The organism is Pseudarthrobacter scleromae (genome assembly GCF_014644515.1).
Lineage (GTDB): Bacteria > Actinomycetota > Actinomycetes > Actinomycetales > Micrococcaceae > Arthrobacter > Arthrobacter scleromae.
The window spans coordinates 36,402-53,661 of sequence record NZ_BMKV01000007.1 but is presented as its reverse complement, the minus strand read 5'-3'; the positions used below and the strand labels follow the sequence as shown (position 1 = coordinate 53,661).

At 66.4% G+C, this 17,260-nt stretch carries 16 protein-coding genes; 13 read left to right on the top strand and 3 right to left on the bottom strand.

Going from position 1 to position 17,260, the window contains the following annotated elements:
- The first annotated feature begins 78 nt into the window (after positions 1 to 78).
- The 4 genes from IEX33_RS16880 (at position 79) to IEX33_RS16865 (ending at position 4,749) form a co-directional block, all read left to right on the top strand.
- Positions 79 to 2,985: an FtsK/SpoIIIE family DNA translocase gene (locus IEX33_RS16880; protein WP_188732087.1), complete on the top strand. Its 2,907-nt coding sequence runs from the start codon at positions 79 to 81 to the stop codon at positions 2,983 to 2,985.
- 23 nt (positions 2,986 to 3,008) lie between these two features.
- Positions 3,009 to 3,653 carry a CDP-diacylglycerol--glycerol-3-phosphate 3-phosphatidyltransferase gene (pgsA, locus tag IEX33_RS16875; RefSeq protein ID WP_188732086.1) on the top strand — a complete coding sequence of 215 codons (645 nt, stop codon included), beginning with the start codon at positions 3,009 to 3,011 and terminating at the stop codon, positions 3,651 to 3,653.
- Complete coding sequence (locus tag IEX33_RS16870; protein WP_188732084.1) at positions 3,650 to 4,129, top strand: CinA family protein; 480 nt, start codon at positions 3,650 to 3,652, stop codon at positions 4,127 to 4,129. Before pgsA ends, IEX33_RS16870 begins: the two co-directional genes overlap by 4 nt.
- A gap of 167 nt (positions 4,130 to 4,296) precedes the next feature.
- A complete protein-coding gene (locus IEX33_RS16865) occupies positions 4,297 to 4,749 on the top strand; it encodes a helix-turn-helix domain-containing protein (protein ID WP_041652016.1) in 453 nt (150 codons plus the stop codon).
- A gap of 80 nt (positions 4,750 to 4,829) precedes the next feature.
- Here IEX33_RS16865 and IEX33_RS16860 read toward each other — a convergent pair whose 3' ends face one another.
- Positions 4,830 to 5,360 carry a MarR family winged helix-turn-helix transcriptional regulator gene (locus tag IEX33_RS16860; protein WP_188732083.1) on the bottom strand — a complete coding sequence of 177 codons (531 nt, stop codon included), beginning with the start codon at positions 5,358 to 5,360 and terminating at the stop codon, positions 4,830 to 4,832.
- A gap of 41 nt (positions 5,361 to 5,401) precedes the next feature.
- On the opposite strand from IEX33_RS16860, the gene IEX33_RS16855 reads away from it, so the two are divergent.
- From IEX33_RS16855 to dapF, 6 genes are all read left to right on the top strand, one after another.
- Positions 5,402 to 5,626, top strand: a complete 225-nt coding sequence (locus IEX33_RS16855; protein ID WP_066274882.1) for a DUF3046 domain-containing protein — start codon at positions 5,402 to 5,404, stop codon at positions 5,624 to 5,626.
- 190 nt (positions 5,627 to 5,816) lie between these two features.
- Positions 5,817 to 6,872, top strand: coding sequence for a recombinase RecA (gene recA / locus IEX33_RS16850; protein ID WP_066274884.1), 1,056 nt, complete (start codon positions 5,817 to 5,819; stop codon positions 6,870 to 6,872).
- A gap of 135 nt (positions 6,873 to 7,007) precedes the next feature.
- Positions 7,008 to 7,499: a regulatory protein RecX gene (locus IEX33_RS16845; protein ID WP_188732197.1), complete on the top strand. Its 492-nt coding sequence runs from the start codon at positions 7,008 to 7,010 to the stop codon at positions 7,497 to 7,499.
- Positions 7,500 to 7,517: 18 nt separating this feature from the next.
- The gene (gene miaB, locus IEX33_RS16840; RefSeq protein ID WP_188732082.1) at positions 7,518 to 9,077 is read left to right on the top strand and encodes a tRNA (N6-isopentenyl adenosine(37)-C2)-methylthiotransferase MiaB; all 1,560 of its coding nucleotides are present in this window, start codon (positions 7,518 to 7,520) and stop codon (positions 9,075 to 9,077) included.
- Positions 9,078 to 9,080: 3 nt separating this feature from the next.
- Positions 9,081 to 9,980 carry a tRNA (adenosine(37)-N6)-dimethylallyltransferase MiaA gene (miaA, locus tag IEX33_RS16835; RefSeq protein ID WP_188732081.1) on the top strand — a complete coding sequence of 300 codons (900 nt, stop codon included), beginning with the start codon at positions 9,081 to 9,083 and terminating at the stop codon, positions 9,978 to 9,980.
- A gap of 32 nt (positions 9,981 to 10,012) precedes the next feature.
- Positions 10,013 to 10,957 (top strand): diaminopimelate epimerase, encoded by a 945-nt coding sequence (dapF, locus tag IEX33_RS16830; protein WP_188732080.1) that lies wholly within the window; start codon positions 10,013 to 10,015, stop codon positions 10,955 to 10,957.
- Here the strand turns inward: dapF and IEX33_RS16825 are convergent.
- Complete coding sequence (locus tag IEX33_RS16825; RefSeq protein ID WP_188732079.1) at positions 10,929 to 11,552, bottom strand: class I SAM-dependent methyltransferase; 624 nt, start codon at positions 11,550 to 11,552, stop codon at positions 10,929 to 10,931. The genes dapF and IEX33_RS16825 overlap by 29 nt on opposite strands.
- Before the next feature lie 447 nt (positions 11,553 to 11,999).
- On the opposite strand from IEX33_RS16825, the gene hflX reads away from it, so the two are divergent.
- Together hflX and IEX33_RS16815 are read left to right on the top strand one after the other, a co-directional pair.
- On the top strand, positions 12,000 to 13,583 hold the full coding sequence (hflX, locus tag IEX33_RS16820) for a GTPase HflX (protein WP_188732077.1): 1,584 nt from the start codon (positions 12,000 to 12,002) through the stop codon (positions 13,581 to 13,583).
- The gene (locus tag IEX33_RS16815) at positions 13,576 to 15,633 is read left to right on the top strand and encodes an ATP-dependent DNA helicase (protein ID WP_188732076.1); all 2,058 of its coding nucleotides are present in this window, start codon (positions 13,576 to 13,578) and stop codon (positions 15,631 to 15,633) included. The genes hflX and IEX33_RS16815 overlap by 8 nt, the downstream gene beginning before the upstream one ends.
- 148 nt (positions 15,634 to 15,781) lie before the next feature.
- On the opposite strand, the gene lexA is transcribed toward IEX33_RS16815, so the two are convergent.
- Complete coding sequence (gene lexA / locus IEX33_RS16810) at positions 15,782 to 16,516, bottom strand: transcriptional repressor LexA (RefSeq protein WP_104189906.1); 735 nt, start codon at positions 16,514 to 16,516, stop codon at positions 15,782 to 15,784.
- A gap of 324 nt (positions 16,517 to 16,840) precedes the next feature.
- Between lexA and IEX33_RS16805 the strand changes: the two genes are divergently transcribed.
- Entirely contained in the window at positions 16,841 to 17,257 is a 417-nt protein-coding gene (locus IEX33_RS16805) for a LysM peptidoglycan-binding domain-containing protein (RefSeq protein ID WP_188732074.1), read from the top strand.
- Positions 17,258 to 17,260 lie beyond the last annotated feature (3 nt).

Sequence of the window (17,260 nt, the reverse complement as noted above, 5' to 3'; positions counted from 1 at the left end):
CCTTTAAGGGCCGCGAACCGGGGACCGGCGGCACCCAAATCCCCGGAAATCCGGCCCAACTCGGGTACCGTGGCTAGTATGGCCACTCGTACTACTTCCGCGCCCAATGGATCCAGCAGGGGCCGCGCCGGCAGCAAAACCGGCAGCTCCTCCGGCCGCGGCGCTGGCTCCACGGCCGCCAAAACCGGACGTGCCGGTGGCTCCACGAGCACCGCACGCACCCGCCAGCTTCCCGCCGTCGAGCACCACCAGCCGTGGCTGCTGCGCGTGGTGGGCGGGGCCTGGCTGGGCCTTGGCCACCTGGTGGGCGGAGGGGTGCGGCGCATCGGCCATGACGTCAGCGACCTGCCGGCAGAGGACCGCCGGGACGGCGCGGCCCTGTTCAACCTGGCCCTCGGGATCTTCATCGCCACCTTCGCCTGGTGGGGCCTCACCGGCTGGTTCCCGGACGCCGTGTATGCCGTGGTCAACGGGACCTTCGGCTGGATATCACTCCTGCTTCCGCTCATGCTGTTTGTCTGCGCGTTCCGGCTCTTCCGCCAGCCGTCCGACGGCCGGGGCAACAACAGGGTGGGCATCGGCTTCCTGATCATGACCTTTGCCGGCTGCGGGCTTGCACACATCCTGGGCGGGCAGCCCACCGTTGCCCAGGGCTTTGACGGCCTCCGCCAGGCCGGCGGCATGCTGGGGTTCCTTGCAGCGTCGCCCCTGGCCGCCATCCATTCCGCTGTTCCGTTGGTGCTCTACTCCCTGCTGGCGTTCGTCTCATTGCTGATCATCACCGCCACGCCGTTCACTGCAATCCCGCGCAGGCTGCACGCCGCCTACGAGCACCTCATGGGCATCGACCTGCTGGATGAACAGGACCGGGACAAGCACGACCGCAGCTACCTGGAACGCACCCCCGCCGCCGCACCCCCCAAGAATGCCAGGAAGAAGAAGCGCCGCTTCTTCGGCAAGGATGAGGAGGACGGCGACGCCGGCCTGGAAGGCTACGTGGGCGACGAAGCGTTCGAGCACGCCGTGATCGACGACGACGACCCGAAGCCGCCGCGCCCGGCCCCCGGTGTCCGCCGCCCCACCCAGGCGGAGATCGCCGTCGAAAAAATCAAGGCAGCCCAGGGACTCGGGGCAGGCGCCCCCTCTTCCCCCGGGGAGAACGCCACCGAAGCCATCCCGATGATCACCCCCGGCATGGCCCCGCCCGCCGCAAAGCCGGCCGCCGCGCCCACCGTGCCCTCCAACCCGGTGGCACCCGCGCCGCCGCCGGTTCCCATCCCGCAGCGCACCGAGCAGCTGTCCCTCGCCGGCGACGTCACCTACACGCTCCCGGCCTCGGACTACCTGACCCCCGGGTCCATCCCGAAGGAGCGCACGGAAGCGAACGACGCCGTCGTCGCTGCCCTGACCGACACCCTCCAGCAGTTCAACGTCGATGCCACGGTCACCGGCTTCAGCCGCGGCCCCACCGTGACCCGGTACGAGATCGAGCTGGCCCCGGGCACCAAGGTGGAACGCGTCACCGCACTGTCCAAGAACATCTCCTACGCCGTGGCATCCAGCGACGTGCGCATCCTCAGCCCCATCCCGGGCAAGTCCGCCATCGGCATCGAGATCCCCAACACTGACCGCGAAACCGTCTCCCTGGGCGACGTCCTCCGCAGCCAGAACGCCCGCCGCACGGACCACCCGATGGTGATGGGCGTTGGCAAGGACGTGGAGGGCGGCTATGTGGTGGCCAACCTCGCCAAGATGCCCCACCTGCTGGTGGCCGGTGCCACCGGTGCCGGTAAATCATCCTTCGTGAACTCGATGATCACCTCCATCCTGATGCGCGCCACCCCCGACGAGGTGCGCATGGTCATGGTGGACCCCAAGCGCGTGGAGCTCACCGCCTACGAGGGCGTCCCGCACCTCATCACGCCCATCATCACCAACCCGAAGAAGGCAGCCGAGGCGCTCCAGTGGGTGGTCCGCGAGATGGACGCCCGGTATGACGACCTCGCCAACTACGGCTTCAAGCACATCGACGACTTCAACAAAGCTGTCCGCGCCGGCAAGGTGCAGCCGCCGGTGGACTCCAAGCGCGTCATCCGGCCCTACCCGTACCTGCTGGTGATCGTGGACGAGCTCGCCGACCTGATGATGGTGGCTCCACGCGATGTTGAAGACTCGATTGTCCGCATCACCCAGCTCGCCCGCGCCGCCGGCATCCACCTGGTCCTGGCCACGCAGCGGCCGTCCGTGGACGTGGTGACCGGCCTCATCAAGGCCAACGTGCCCTCACGCATGGCGTTCGCGACCTCCTCGGTGACCGACTCGCGCGTGGTCCTGGACCAGCCGGGGGCCGAAAAGCTTATCGGCCAGGGTGACGCCCTGTTCCTGCCCATGGGTGCCTCCAAGGCCATGCGCGTCCAGGGCGCATGGGTCACCGAATCGGAAATCCACAAGGTGGTTGAGCACGTCAAGGGACAGCTCCAGGCCACCTACCGCGACGACGTCGCCGCCGAAGCGCCCAAGAAGCAGATCGACGACGACATCGGGGACGACCTCGAAGTCCTGCTGCAGGCCACTGAGCTTGTGGTCACCACGCAGTTCGGCTCCACGTCGATGCTGCAGCGCAAGCTGCGTGTCGGCTTTGCCAAGGCCGGACGGCTGATGGACCTGCTCGAATCACGCGGAGTCGTGGGACCCTCGGAAGGCTCCAAGGCCAGGGACGTCCTGGTGAAACCGGACGACCTCGCGCCCGTCCTTGCCGCCATGAAGGGCCAGGAAGCCCCGGCAGCACCCGATTCGCAGACCGCCGCGCTGAGCGAGAACGCCAACGCCAACATCGCCCAGGGCGGCTACGCCGAAGACCTGGTGGCGGCAGACCTGGACCAGCGGAAGCAGAACGTCGAATATTACGACGGCTCGGATTCCCCGCCTGGCGGCTATGACGACGAGGACGGCTCCGAAGACGCCTGGTCCCTGACCGGGCGTTAGCCCGGGGACTGTAGCCTAGAAACGTGACTAGCACCGATGCAACCGCCGCCGGCCCAGGCCGTGCCGGGGTCTGGAACCTTCCCAACATCCTGACCATGATCCGCATCGCACTGGTGCCGTTTTTTGTCTGGTTCCTCATCGCGGACGCCCCCGGGCTGCGCAGTGAGGCAGGCGTGTGGCGCTGGGCGGCGGTCCTTGTGTTCGCCGTCGCCATCTACACGGACAAGCTCGACGGCGATATCGCCAGGAGCCGGAACCTCGTCACTGACTTCGGCAAGATCGCCGATCCCATTGCGGACAAGCTCCTCATCGGTTCGGCGCTGGTGATGCTCTCGGTGCTCAGCGAACTGCCATGGTGGGTTACCGTGCTGATCCTGGTCCGTGAATGGGGCGTCACGGCCCTGCGCTTCTTTGTGATCCGCTACGGCGTTATCCCGGCCTCCCGCGGCGGCAAGCTTAAGACCGTTGTCCAGACCGCGGCGATCTTCCTCTACCTCCTGCCGCTGGGCTCGTTTGCCCCGTGGCTCGTGTGGGTGGCGTTCGCGGTGATGATGGCCGCTGTGGTGATCACGGTGTGGACCGGCGTGGAGTACGTGGTGGAAGCCCTGCGAATCCGGGCCAAGGGAAAGCTGCAGGCACGCAACGATAAAGGCCAGGAGCCCGCATGACCAATCTCCACCATTTGTCCGCTGAAGCGGTCCGCAAAGCCCTCGACGCAGGGCGGACGGTGGCCACCGCCGAATCGCTGACCGCCGGCATGGTGTCCGCAGTCCTCGCGGACACTCCCGGCGCCTCCGGCATCCTGCAGGGCGGGGTGGTTGCTTACCAGAACTCTGTCAAGGAAAAGGTCCTGGATGTCCCGTCCGTACTCCTGGCGCGCGTCGGATCCGTGGACCCGGACGTTGCCGCGGCCATGGCGGCAGGAGCCCGGACCGTCCTCAGCGCTGACATCGGCATCGCCACCACAGGCGTTGCCGGGCCGGAGGCGCACGACGGAAAGCCCGTGGGCACCGTTTACGTCGGCGTAGCCACCGCAGACGGAACGGCGGCGTTCGAATACGCGTTTTCGGGAAGCCGTGCAGAGATCCGCGGACAGGCGTGCGGGGCGGCCCTCGAAAGGCTCCTCGAAGCCCTGTCCGGGTAGGGTCCGTACCCCCGAAGTTACTGGGCGTAAAGTTGCCGGGAACAAAAGCCGGTACCGATTAGTTATTACATTGTGTCGCTTCCGGAGAGCGGAGGCGCCTAGGATGAAATGACCACGACGGTTCGCCTTAGGGCGGACCTGACCAATGAGGGAGCAAGGCGATACAGATGGTAAAGCAGCCCGTATCCGTAAACGGCGTTGTCCGCTGGAAGGATGTGGGCCTCGCCGATCAGGGCAAGAGCGAACAGAAGGAGCGCAAGATGGTTGTACTTCGTCACGAAATTGGTGATGTCCTGCGCGATGTCCGCCAGCGTCAGGGGCGTACGCTCCGTGAAGTTTCGCACAGCGCCCGTGTCTCCCTGGGTTACCTCAGTGAAGTGGAGCGCGGCCAGAAGGAAGCATCATCCGAGCTTCTGTCCTCGATCTGCTCGGCCTTGGACGTTCCTTTGTCCAGCATGCTTCGCGAGGTGAGCGACAGGGTGGCGGTTGCAGAAGGCGTTGCCGTTCCGGACACCGTTCCCCAGGAATTCTCCCAGCGTTATGGCCGCGACCTTGAGCGCGACCTCAACACTGAACTTAACGACGAACTTTCCACGGGCCTTCTTTCCGGCGCCCGGTAGGGTCCCGCCGGAAGGCGGCTCCCGGAATGTAACAAGCACAGAAGCCCCCGGCCGCGGCCGGGGGCTTCTGTGCGTTTCGGCTACTGGTTTTCCACGGCGGGCGCCGGGCCATCCTTCGGGAAGCCGTCACGTTCGTAGGTGGAGTTCAGCTTGGCCATGCAGCGGGCCAGTTCCTCCAGTTCCGCAACCGGCCATTCGCCGAGGCGTTCCCGGAACACCTGCCTCCGGGCGTCCTGGACCTGGTGCATCTTTTCCTCGCCCTTGGGTGTCAGCCGGATCGCCTGCGCCCGTCCGTCCAGGGGGTCAGCCTCCTTGGACACAAGCCCCAGGCTCTCCAGGAAATTGATTTGCCGGCTGACGGACGGCTTGCCCACGCCGATGTTCATCGCCAGGTCGGTCAGGCGGATCGGCCCCTCCCTGCGGATCACCGTCAGGAGGCCGTACGCCGCCGGCTCCATGTCCGGATGGACCTCGCGGGAAAGCTGGTTGGAGATCGACCGTGCGCGCCGCCAGAAGAGACTGATCTGGTGTTCCACGTTCTGCACCGCGGCGTCCACGGTCGCCTCGTCGTGGCGGCCCTGCGGGGAGGGGACGTCAGGGGAGTTGCTCATGGCAACAATTCTAGTGCGCGGGATCGTGAGAGACTTTTCTGGTGCGAATCAGCGACTATTGGCGACTCATGGACGACGAATTCGGCGCCGGGTACTCGCGGGTCCTCAGCAGCAGCCTTGTCCTGGCAGGGGTGGGCGGGCGCACCGCGGACCAGGCGCTTGCCGCCGGCATAGAGCCCCGGAGGGTGTGGCTGGCCGTCTGCGACGTGCAGGATGTTCCCGCCGAGCGCCGTCTGGGCCGGGACATCAAGCCCCGCACGGACTAGCCGGTTTCTCCTGACACGCCGTGCGATTGTTCGAATACCTGTTCGGGTAAAGCTATGCTTTTGCTAGCGGGTTATCCACATAGCCGCCCTCACCCGGCCGGAATGTCAGTGGGTCCCAGTAGCGTCAGAGATGACCAATAAACGGCCGCTGAGGCCACTCCAAAGCGAGAAAGCATTAGAGGTGTGAACCATGGCGGCAGCCCCGGATCGTGCAAAAGCGCTCGAAGCAGCGCTGGCCCAGATCGACAAGCAGTTCGGTAAAGGCTCGGTCATGCGGCTCGGCGATGAAGTCCGGGCCCCGATCGAGGTCATCCCCACCGGATCCATTGCCCTGGATGTTGCTTTGGGAATTGGCGGCCTTCCCCGTGGCCGCGTTGTTGAAATCTATGGGCCGGAATCGTCCGGTAAGACCACCGTGGCGCTCCACGCCGTGGCCAACGCCCAGCGCCTCGGCGGCATCGCCGCGTTCATCGACGCCGAGCACGCCCTTGACCCCGAGTACGCCGCAAAGCTCGGTGTGGACACGGACGCGCTCCTCGTCTCCCAGCCGGACACCGGCGAGCAGGCCCTGGAAATCATGGACATGCTGGTGGGCTCCGGCTCCCTGGACGTCATCGTGATCGACTCCGTCGCAGCGCTGGTGCCGCGCGCCGAAATCGAGGGCGACATGGGTGACAGCCACGTTGGCCTCCAGGCCCGCCTCATGAGCCAGGCCCTGCGTAAGATCACCGGCCGGCTGAGCCAGACCAAGACCACGGCGATCTTCATCAACCAGCTTCGCGAGAAGATCGGCGTCTTCTTCGGCTCCCCGGAAACCACCACCGGCGGTAAGGCCCTGAAGTTCTACGCCTCCATCCGTATCGACGTCCGGCGCATCCAGACCCTGAAGGAAGGTGCCGATTCCGTTGGCAACCGGACCAAGGCGAAGATCGTGAAGAACAAGATGGCCCCGCCCTTCAAGGTGGCCGAATTCGACATCATCTACGGCCAGGGCATTTCCCGTGAGGGCGGCATCATCGACATGGGTGTCGAACATGGCATCATCAAGAAGTCCGGCTCCTGGTTCACCTACGACGGCGACCAGCTCGGCCAGGGCATGGAGAACTCCCGCAGGTTCCTCCGTGACAACCCTGAGCTTGCTGCCGAACTCGAGCGCCTGATCAAGGAAAAGCTCGGCGTCGGCGTCAAGCCTGCCGAGCCGGAGTCCAAAGACTCCCCAAAGCTGAAGGCCGTTGACGGGTTCTAGCCGTTGACCGGTTTTGACAATCCGCGTCCCCGCCGGACGAAAGCCGGCGGGCGGCGCGGAGCTTCACATGACGGCGCATTCCAGGACGGCCCGGATCCCGGCTCTTCCGTTGCCGGGGACGCAGAGCCGGATCCGGTGTCCGTTGCGCAGAATATCGTGTACCGGCAATTGACCGCGTCGGCCAAAAGCAGGCTGCAGCTCGCCCGGAAACTCGCCGAACGGAACATCCCGGAGGACGTCGCTGAGGCAGTCCTGGACCGGTTCCAGGAAGCACGCCTGATCAACGACGCCGAATTCGCGGACATGTGGGTGAGGAGCCGCTCCCAGTCGCGCAAACTGGCAAAAGGCGCGCTCCGCCGCGAACTCGCGGAGAAGGGCATCGACCAGGAAACCGCCGCCGCAGCATTGGACCAGCTGACAGACGCGGATGAGGAAGCCGCCGCCCGGCAGCTCGTGGAGCGGAAGCTCCGCCCGGGAACGGATCTGCAGGACCGGGCCGCAAGGGACAAGGCAACCCGGCGGTTGGCCTCCATGCTGGCGCGCAAGGGGTATCAGCCCTCGCAGGCGTTCCGGATTGTCAACGAGGTCCTGGACTCCTCGGCTGGAGCCGACGGCGCCAACCCGTAAAACCGTTACCCTTAACAGGTGAGTTTGACCATCCCTTCCCCTTTTTCCGGTACGGCCCCCTCTGCAGAAGCTGGAGGTGCTCCGCAATCCGGTGCCCCCAAGCCCCGCACCTACCAGGTGCGGACGTTTGGCTGCCAGATGAACGTCCACGACTCGGAGCGGATGGCCGGGATGCTGGAGGACGCAGGGTACGTGCCGGCAAACGGTGAGCAGGCCGACGTCGTGGTGTTCAACACGTGCGCGGTCCGGGAAAACGCTGACAACAAGCTCTACGGCAACCTTGGCATCCTGGCTCCGGTGAAGGCAGCAAACCCCGGCATGCAGATTGCTGTGGGCGGCTGCCTCGCCCAGAAGGACAGGGAAACCATCCTTAAGAAGGCACCGTGGGTGGACGCCGTTTTCGGCACCCATAACGTTGGCGCCCTGCCTGCCCTGCTGGACCGTGCCCGGCACAACAACGAGGCGCAGCTGGAAATCCTCGAGTCGCTGGATGTCTTCCCGTCCACGCTTCCCACCAAGAGGGACTCCGTCTACTCAGGCTGGGTATCCATCTCCGTCGGCTGCAACAACACCTGCACTTTCTGCATCGTGCCCGCCCTCCGCGGAAAAGAGAAAGACCGCCGGCCGGGAGACATCCTGGCGGAGATCCAGGCTTTGGTGGACGACGGCGCCATCGAGGTCACGCTCCTGGGCCAGAACGTCAACTCCTATGGTGTGGAGTTCGGCGACCGGCAGGCATTCTCCAAGCTCCTCCGGGCCTGCGGGGACATCGAAGGCCTCGAGCGTGTCCGCTTTACGAGCCCGCACCCAGCCGCCTTCACCGACGACGTCATTGACGCCATGGCCGAGACCCCCAACGTGATGCCGCAGCTGCACATGCCGCTGCAGTCGGGGTCGGACAAGGTGCTTCGGGACATGCGGCGTTCCTACCGGTCCAGCAAGTTCCTGGGGATCCTGGACAAAGTGCGCGAAAAGATCCCGCACGCGGCAATCTCCACCGACATCATTGTGGGGTTCCCCGGCGAAACCGAGGAGGACTTCCAGGCAACATTGGATGTCGTGGAGAAGTCACGCTTTGCCACCGCCTTCACGTTCCAGTACTCCAAGCGCCCCGGAACCCCTGCCGCTGACCTGCCGGACCAGCTGCCCAAGGCAGTGGTCCAGGAACGGTTCGAACGCCTGACCGCCCTTCAGGACCGGATTGCGGCAGAGGAGAACCGGCGCCAGCTCGGCCGCCGCGTTGAGGTCATGGTCACGGCGCAGTCCGGACGGAAGGCAGGGGAGACGCACAGGCTGTCCGGCCGTTCGCAGGACCAGCGGCTGGTGCACTTCTCGGTCCCTGAGGGTGCGCCCGCTCCGCGGCCGGGAGACCTGGTCACGGTGACCATCACCGAGGCCGCCGCTTTCCACCTCGTCGCCGATCCCACCCCGGAGGATTACAGCCTCCGGCGTTCCCGGGCCGGCGACGCCTGGGACAGGTCGCAGGCGGACTCCTGCGGAGCACCCGCACCCGGGGACGGGGCCGGCGGCAAGGGCGTTTCGCTGGGCATGCCCTCCTTGCCCGTCCGCACCCGCTGACCGGTGGGCACACCGCCTGTCATCGCCGTCGTTGGCCCCACAGGGTCCGGCAAGTCAGACCTCGCCGTCAGCCTTGCCCTTGAACTCGGCGGGGAAGTCATTAACGCCGACGCCATGCAGTTCTACCGCGGCATGGACATCGGCACGGCAAAAATCACGGACGCTGATCGCAGGGGAGTTCCCCACCACCTGCTGGACATCCTGGAGGTAACCCAGGAGGCCAGCGTGTCGCAGTTCCAGCAGCAGGCCCGGGAGCTCATCTCGGACATCCACGGCCGCGGCAAGCGGGCCATCCTGGCCGGGGGGTCCGGCCTCTACGTGCGGGCCGCGCTGGACGTCCTTGAGTTCCCGGGCACTGATCCGCTGGTGCGGGAACGGCTGGAAGCCGAACTCGCTGCGCAGGGGACCGCGGTGCTGCTGGAACGGCTGCGGGAGGTGGACCCTGTGTCCGCCGGCAGGCTCTCGGATGACCGGCGGATCATCCGGGCCCTGGAGGTCCACCAGCTCACCGGGCGGCCGTTCAGCTCCTTCATGCCGCAGCGCGAGTACTTCCAGCCTGCCGTCCAGATCGGCCTGGCAGTGGACCGCGAGGCGCTTCGGGACCGGCTCGCCCAACGCGTCCACCGCATGGTGGACGCCGGCCTGCCCGCCGAGGTCCAACGGCTGGACGCCCGCGGGCTGCGGCAGGGAAAGACCGCCCCCCGCGCGCTGGGGTACTCACAGTTCCTGTGGGTTATCGACGGCGAATGGACCGTTCCCGAGGCCGCGGAGGCCACCATCGTGGCCACCCGGCAATTCGCCCGGCGCCAGCTCACCTGGTTCCGCGCCGATCCGCGCATCCACTGGCTGGACTGGCAGGATCCGGCCCTGGTGGCCAAAGCGGCGGGGCTGTCCCGTTTTTAGGGCTGCACCGCCCGGCCGGTACCCTTGGAACCATGGACACAACCCTCGCAGAAACCACCGAGCCGGCCTTCCGCACCCTGAGCGGGCTCCGCTTTTCCAAGGGGCACGGCACCGGCAATGACTTCGTCCTGGTGGCTGATCCCGAGGGCGTCCACACCATCACTGCCGAAGCCGTGGCCGCCCTGTGCGACCGGCACCGGGGGATCGGCGGGGACGGGCTCATCCGGGCGGTCCCGTCGCGCTTCCTTCCGGAGGGCCGCGAGCTGCTGGCCGCCGCCCCTGACGCCGAGTGGTTCATGGACTACCGCAACGGCGATGGCTCGCTGTCCGAAATGTGCGGCAACGGCGTCCGCGTGTTCGTCCATTTCCTACGGACCGAGGGCCTGATCGAACTGCCCGACGGCGGCGCCCTGGCCATCGGCACCCGCGCCGGGGTCAAGACCGTGGTGCGCACGGGCGACGACTATGCCGTGGACATGGGGCCGTGGGAGTTCATCTTCCCCGGGGAAGCTACGGCAAAGGCCATGGATTCACTGGTGACCGCCGAGGGCCTGGAGGTTCCCCGCCCCGCCCTGTCCGTCAGCATGGGCAACCCGCACACCGTTGTTGCCCTCGCCGAGCTTTCCGAACTCGCCGGAACCCGGCTGTTCACCGCGCCCGTGGTGGACCCCGTACCTGCCAACGGGACCAACGTGGAATTCGTCGTGCCGTCCGAGCCCCTGGTGCATGACGGCGTCGGCTCGGTGACAATGCGGGTGCATGAACGCGGCGTAGGGGAGACCCAATCCTGCGGAACAGGTGCCTGCGCTGCCGCAGTGGCCATCCGCCACTGGGCAGGAGCGGAAGCCCCGGACTCCTGGCGGGTCCACGTCCCCGGAGGCGTCGTGGGAGTGAAGTTCTTCGCTGGTCCCGCAGGCCACGAACACGTGGAGCTCAGCGGTCCGGCAGTTATTGTGGCAACCGGGACGCTTTCCTGACCTTGAGGATCCGGAACGACTTCGACGTCGCTTCCCGGCTGACGCTGAACGATTCGTCCAGCTCAGCTGCGAGCCACCGCTGAAGCGAGTCCGCCCCCAGGTTTTTCTGCACCACCAGCCAGGCCGTCCCGCCCGGAGCCAGGCGGGGCAGCCACAGCTTCAGCAGGGAGTGCAGTTCGTCCTTGCCGATCCGGATGGGCGGATTGGACCAGATCGTGTCAAAGCGCAGGTCGGGGTCCACTGCGTCAGGGGTGCTGGCCGTAACGTTGGCCAGCCCCAATGCTGCGGCGTTCTCGTTTGTCAGCGCGATGCAGCGCTCGTTGACGTCCACCGCGTAGACCCGGGCGGACGGCGCCTTGAGGGCCATGGTCAGGGCAATCGGACCCCAGCCGCAGCCGATGTCCAGAAGGTTTCCCTGCGGCGCCGGCGCGGGCACCTCGGTGAGCAGGATGGCCGTGCCTTTGTCGATCCCGTCAGGGCTGAAGATGCCGGAGGAAGTCTGCAGCCTGCGCGTTTGCCCCGCCAGTTCAACAGTCAGGGGCTTGCGGGTGAAAGGGCCGGCGGGTGTTGCGCTGAAATAATGTGCGGACTCCATAACTGGCCAGAGTAGTTCCCCTTGCAGCGTAAAGGGAAACCGCGGGCAGGGCCCTCTGCTAGGCTGGAGGGCATGTTCCTGATCTTCGAGTAACCGGCACGGGCCACGCCCGTCCCGAAGCCTGCCCTCCAGCGGCAGCATGTCCCACCCAGCGACGCAGGTCCTCCGACCCTTCCGCTGCGTGCACCGGGCCAAGCGGATATCCCTTTGTTCCGGTCGCCGGACCACACTCGAAAGTCAGCCTCCTGCTGAACTTATCGCCGTTTTCCGGCTGCCTTTTTCCGCCGCGTAAGTGTACGTGGCACGTCTGCCGGCGCCGCCATCACCGGCGCCGGCCCAGCAAGCCAGGAGGCTTGGATGACCGCAGGCCGTCAGCCCAGCGCGAATACTTCCCCCACCACCAGCAATCGGCACTATTCTGGAACTGCCGAATCTTCAAAGGAGACCATGACCAGCCAGCCCAACACCGGATCAGATCCAGCCGCCCAGGACATGAGTCCCGAGGAAATCCAGGCTGTGATCGACCGGATTCTCTCCAAGGACGTACCTGCCAGGAACCCCAGCACGCAAAGCGGCGATGGGAAGGGCAGCGACGGAAAGGCAGTTTTCGGCAAGGCCCAGGCAATTTCCGGCCTGGACGAAGAACATTCAACGTACGACGGCGACCAGCAGGACCTTGAGGAACGGCGCGCCCTGCGCCGTACCGCAGGACTGTCCACCGAACTGGAAGACGTCACCGAGGTCGAGTACCGCCAGCTGCGCCTTGAACGGGTGGTCCTGGCTGGGCTCTGGTCCGAAGGCACGCTGGCCGACGCAGAGAACTCGCTCCGGGAGCTCGCTGCCCTTGCGGAAACAGCCGGCTCCGAGGTCCTTGACGGACTGGTCCAGCGCCGGGACAAGCCGGACCCTGGAACATTCCTTGGCTCGGGCAAGGCGCTTGAGCTTCGGGACATCGTGATGTCCACCGGCGCGGACACCGTGGTGGTGGATGCCGAGCTTGCACCTTCCCAGCGCCGAGGCCTGGAGGACATCGTCAAGGTCAAGGTCATCGACCGGACAGCCCTGATCCTTGATATCTTCGCCCAGCATGCCAAGAGCCGCGAAGGCAAGGCCCAGGTGGAGCTGGCGCAGCTTGAGTACCTCCTGCCGCGCCTCCGTGGCTGGGGCGAGTCGATGTCCCGCCAGGCCGGCGGCCAGGTGGGCGGCGCCGCGGCCGGCATGGGTTCGCGCGGTCCCGGTGAAACGAAGATCGAGCTGGACCGCCGTCGCATCCGCACCCGCATGGCCAAGCTGCGGCGGGAGATCGCCGCGATGAAGCCGGCCCGCGAGACCAAGCGGGCCAACCGCCGTCGTAATTCCGTGCCGTCCGTAGCGATCGCCGGGTACACCAACGCGGGCAAGTCCTCGCTGCTCAACCGGCTGACCGACGCCGGCGTCCTGGTGGAGAACGCGTTGTTCGCCACCCTGGACCCGACTGTCCGCAAGGCGGAAACCGCGGACGGGCTGGGTTACACGCTCGCGGACACTGTGGGCTTCGTCCGGTCCCTGCCGACGCAGCTGGTGGAGGCGTTCCGCTCCACGCTGGAGGAAGTTGCCGACGCCGACCTGATCCTCCACGTGGTGGACGTTTCGCACCCGGACCCTGAGGGCCAGATCGCTGCGGTCCGGAAGGTCTTCAGCGAGGTGGATGCCCGCAAGGTGCCCGAAATCATCGTGCTCAACAAAGCCGACGCCGCTGATCCCTTTGTGGTGGAACGGCTCCGGCAGCGCGAACCGCGGCATGTGGTGGTGTCCGCCCGCACGGGGCAGGGCATCGCGGAACTGCTGAAGGCAATCAGTGACGCCATTCCCAGGCCAAGCGTCAAGCTGGAGCTGCTCATCCCGTACGACCGCGGAGACCTGGTCAGCAAACTCCACGAGTCCGACGCCGAGATCATCAGCGTGGACCACGTGGAGCAAGGCACGCGGGCCGTGGTAATGGTCCGTGAAGGCTTTGCGGCCGAACTGGAACCCTTCGTCAGCAATGACTGACCTCGTGGCCACGGAAGCCACGGAGACGGCCGGCGAGCAGTTCGTGATCGAACTGCTCGACCGGGCCGTTGCCGGCATGGGCGGGCAAAGCCGTGACGGCCAGCATGAGATGGCCAGGCAGGTGGCCCGTGCCCTGGAAACGGGGGACCACCTCCTGGTCCAGGCAGGCACGGGCACCGGAAAGTCGCTGGCCTACCTGATACCCCTCATCGCGCACGCCCTGGAAAGCAACAAGCCTGCCTTGGTCTCCACGGCCACGCTTGCGCTCCAGACGCAGATCGTGGGCAGGGACCTGCCCCGGCTGCTCAAGGCCATCACTCCCGCCCTGGACAGGCCCGTCAAGGTGGCCCTGGTCAAGGGGCGGTCCAACTACGTCTGCCGGCACAAGCTGGAAGGCGGCTTCCCGAGCGAGGAACCGGCGGAAGGCCAGCTGTTCAGCCTGGGTGAGGACACCAGCGTCCCGCACTTTGCCGCAGCCGTGGGCGGGCCCTCGTCCCAGCTCGGCAAGGAAGTGGTGCGGCTGAGGGAGTGGGCGGAGAAGACCGCCACGGGCGACAGGGATGAGCTCCTGCCGGGCGTCACGGACCGCGCCTGGCGCCAGGTGTCCGTGACGTCCATGGAATGCCTGGGCGCCCAAAAGTGCCCCATGGCAGCAGAGTGCTTCAGTGAACTCGCCCGCCAGGACGCTGCTGAGGCCGATGTCGTGGTCACGAACCACGCCATGCTTGCAGTCAGCGCCTTTGAGGGGCTGGCGGTCCTGCCCGAGTATGACGTGGTGGTGGTGGACGAGGCGCACGAACTCCAGGACAGGGTTACCGGTGCGGTGTCCGGCCAGCTGTCGGTGGCCATGGTGCACGCCGCTGCCGCCGGCGCCCGCAAGCACACCGCCATCACCGTTGACGCGCTCAACGCCGCGGCCGCCAACCTGGAGCTCGCCCTCGCCGGCGTGCCGAACGGGCTGCTGCCCAACGGACTGAATGACGAACAGCTGGACTGCGTGGACCAGTTGCGCGACGCCTGCCGGGCCGCCCTCTCGGATTCGAAGGGGGACAGCACTGCAACGCCCGACGGCGGCCGGCAGCTTGCGCGGTCCCGCCTGATGCTCATCCTGGAACTTTGCGAACGGCTCCTCGCTGCCCGGGAAAACCGCGAAGTAGTGTGGTTTTCCCGCGCCAGCTCCTTTGATCCCGCGCAGGGATTCTCCCCGCCGGATGACACAGCGCCGGCGTTGATCAATATTGCGCCCCTCTCCGTGGCCGGGCGGCTGCGGGAAGGCCTGTTCGCCGGACACACCGTTGTGCTGACCTCCGCCACACTGGCCATCGGTTCAGCATTTGAACCTGCCGCCGGCGGGCTGGGCCTCGTGGGTGAGGGTGCTCCCCGCTGGAAGGGCGTGGACGTGGGCTCGCCGTTCGACTACCCCAAACAAGGCATCCTCTATGTGGCAGGGCACCTGCCGAAGCCCGGCAGGGGCGCATCCCCTGAAGCGCTGGACGAACTCGAGGCCCTGATCCGTGCTTCCGGCGGCGGCGCACTGTGCCTGTTTTCTTCCCGGCGCGCCGCAGAGGAAGCCGCCGAGGCCCTGCGCCCAAAGCTGGACATGACGGTCCTGTGCCAGGGCGACTCCACCATGACCGCACTGGTGAAGCAGTTCGCCGACGAGCCCGACACCTGCCTGTTCGGAACCATGTCCCTGTGGCAGGGCGTGGATGTTCCGGGCGGTTCGTGCCGGCTTGTGGTGATAGACCGGATTCCCTTTCCGCGGCCGGACGATCCGCTCATGACGGCGCGCTCCCGTGCCGTGGCACAGGCCGGCGGAAACGGCTTCATGTCGGTGTCGGCCACCCATGCTGCCATCCGGCTCGCCCAGGGCGCAGGCCGGCTGATCCGCTCCACCGGGGACAAGGGAGTAGTGGCAGTCCTGGACTCCAGGCTGGCCACCGAGCGCTACGCCGGGTTCCTTCGGGGAGCGCTGCCGCCGTTCTGGTCCACAACGGACCGGAAGACGGCAATCGCGGCCTTGGAGAGGCTGGCCGGGGAGAACGCCTGACGCCCTGGACATGCTGGGGCTCTGCGAAGCCGGCCCGGGGCACGGCCGGATCTGCCCAAGGTGGATCCGGCCACGCACTGCGCAGGGCCGGATCCACCCCGGGCTAATTGTGCTGTGGGTTGGTTCTGCCTGGGCCAGGAGCGGGCGGCTACAGCGAGCGGAGGACTGACACGACCTTGCCCATGATGGTGGCGTGGTCCCCGAGGATGGGCTCGTACTGGGTGTTCTGGGGGAGCAGCCAGGTGTGGCCGTCACGCTGCCTGAACGTTTTCACGGTGGCCTCGTCGTCAAGGAGGGCAGCGACGATGTCGCCGTTGGCTGCGTCCGCCTGGCGGCGGACCACCACCCAGTCGCCATCACAGATGGCTGCATCCACCATGGAATCCCCGGCCACCCTAAGCATGAACAGTTCGCCCTGGCCCACCAGCTGCCGGGGGAGCGGCATAACATCCTCCACCTGCTGGTCGGCAAGGATGGGGCCACCAGCAGCGATGCGGCCAACGAGTGGGACCATCGCCGTGTCCAAGGCCGTTGGCAGCTCCGAGACGGTGGCCCCGCCTGCGGAGATTCCCGCTGATGGCTGGCTGGCCGGCTTGGCCGCGCCACCGTCCAGGGTCAGGGGCATGAGGACTTCCATGGCGCGCGGACGCTTCGGGTCACGGCGGAGGTAGCCGAGTTTCTCCAGCTGGGCCAGCTGGTGCGTGACGCTTGAAAGGCTGGCCAGTCCCACCGTGTCACCGATCTCCCGCATGGACGGGGGGTAGCCGTTCTCATTGACGGAGCGCTGGATGGTTTCGAGGATCTTTTTCTGCCGTGGCGTCAGGCCCTTGGCGGTCCTCTTCGGTTGCGCGGTTGCCCTGCCCCCGGCGGCTGCTGCTGCCATATTCGCCAATGCCTTTCGGTGTCCGCGGGGCCCCTCCACGGCCAGGCCCTGGAGGATCCCGCCCCATAATGTCAGACCCTGCTGATCGACTGTCCGGGTGGTTGTTCTTTCGTTCAAAGCTAGGCCAGCCACACTGCTTTTTCAAACATTTGTTCTAGCGAGTCTCGACAATGTTCGTTGATAGGTGCTAAAACTGAAGAAGCAAAGTTCGAACATATATTCTACTGCGAACTCGGGCCATTCGAAGACGGCGCCGGAATGCCCCTGCCGGGGCGCGGAGCAGAACATCCGGGCAGCACAGTATGGTCCAGGAGGGCTCAGTTCATGTCAGCTACATCTGTTTCGCGGGGTTCACGTCCACAGCTGCTCTCAGTGCAGCAACTCTTGTCCGGGCCTGAAGAGCGGAAGCCGGAACGGCCGGCACCCCTTCCGCCCCTGCGGCTGACCCGCCGCGGCCGCATCGTGCTGATCGGGATTCCCCTGGTGCTGCTGGCCGCCCTGCTGCTCTCCCTGGCAGGCTTCTTCAACTCCCCGGCGAAAGCCTCCGACTCTGCTGCGGACCTTGAGACGACGTCCGCGGTCAGCGTGACGGTCCAGCCCGGCCAGTCGCTGTGGGGCATCGCGGCCACCGTGGCGCCGGAGCGCGACGCACGTGATGTTGTGGCGGACATCGTGCAGCTGAACAACCTGTCCGCAGGCACGGTCTTCCCGGGGCAGCAGCTGTTCGTACCCGCCGACTAATGC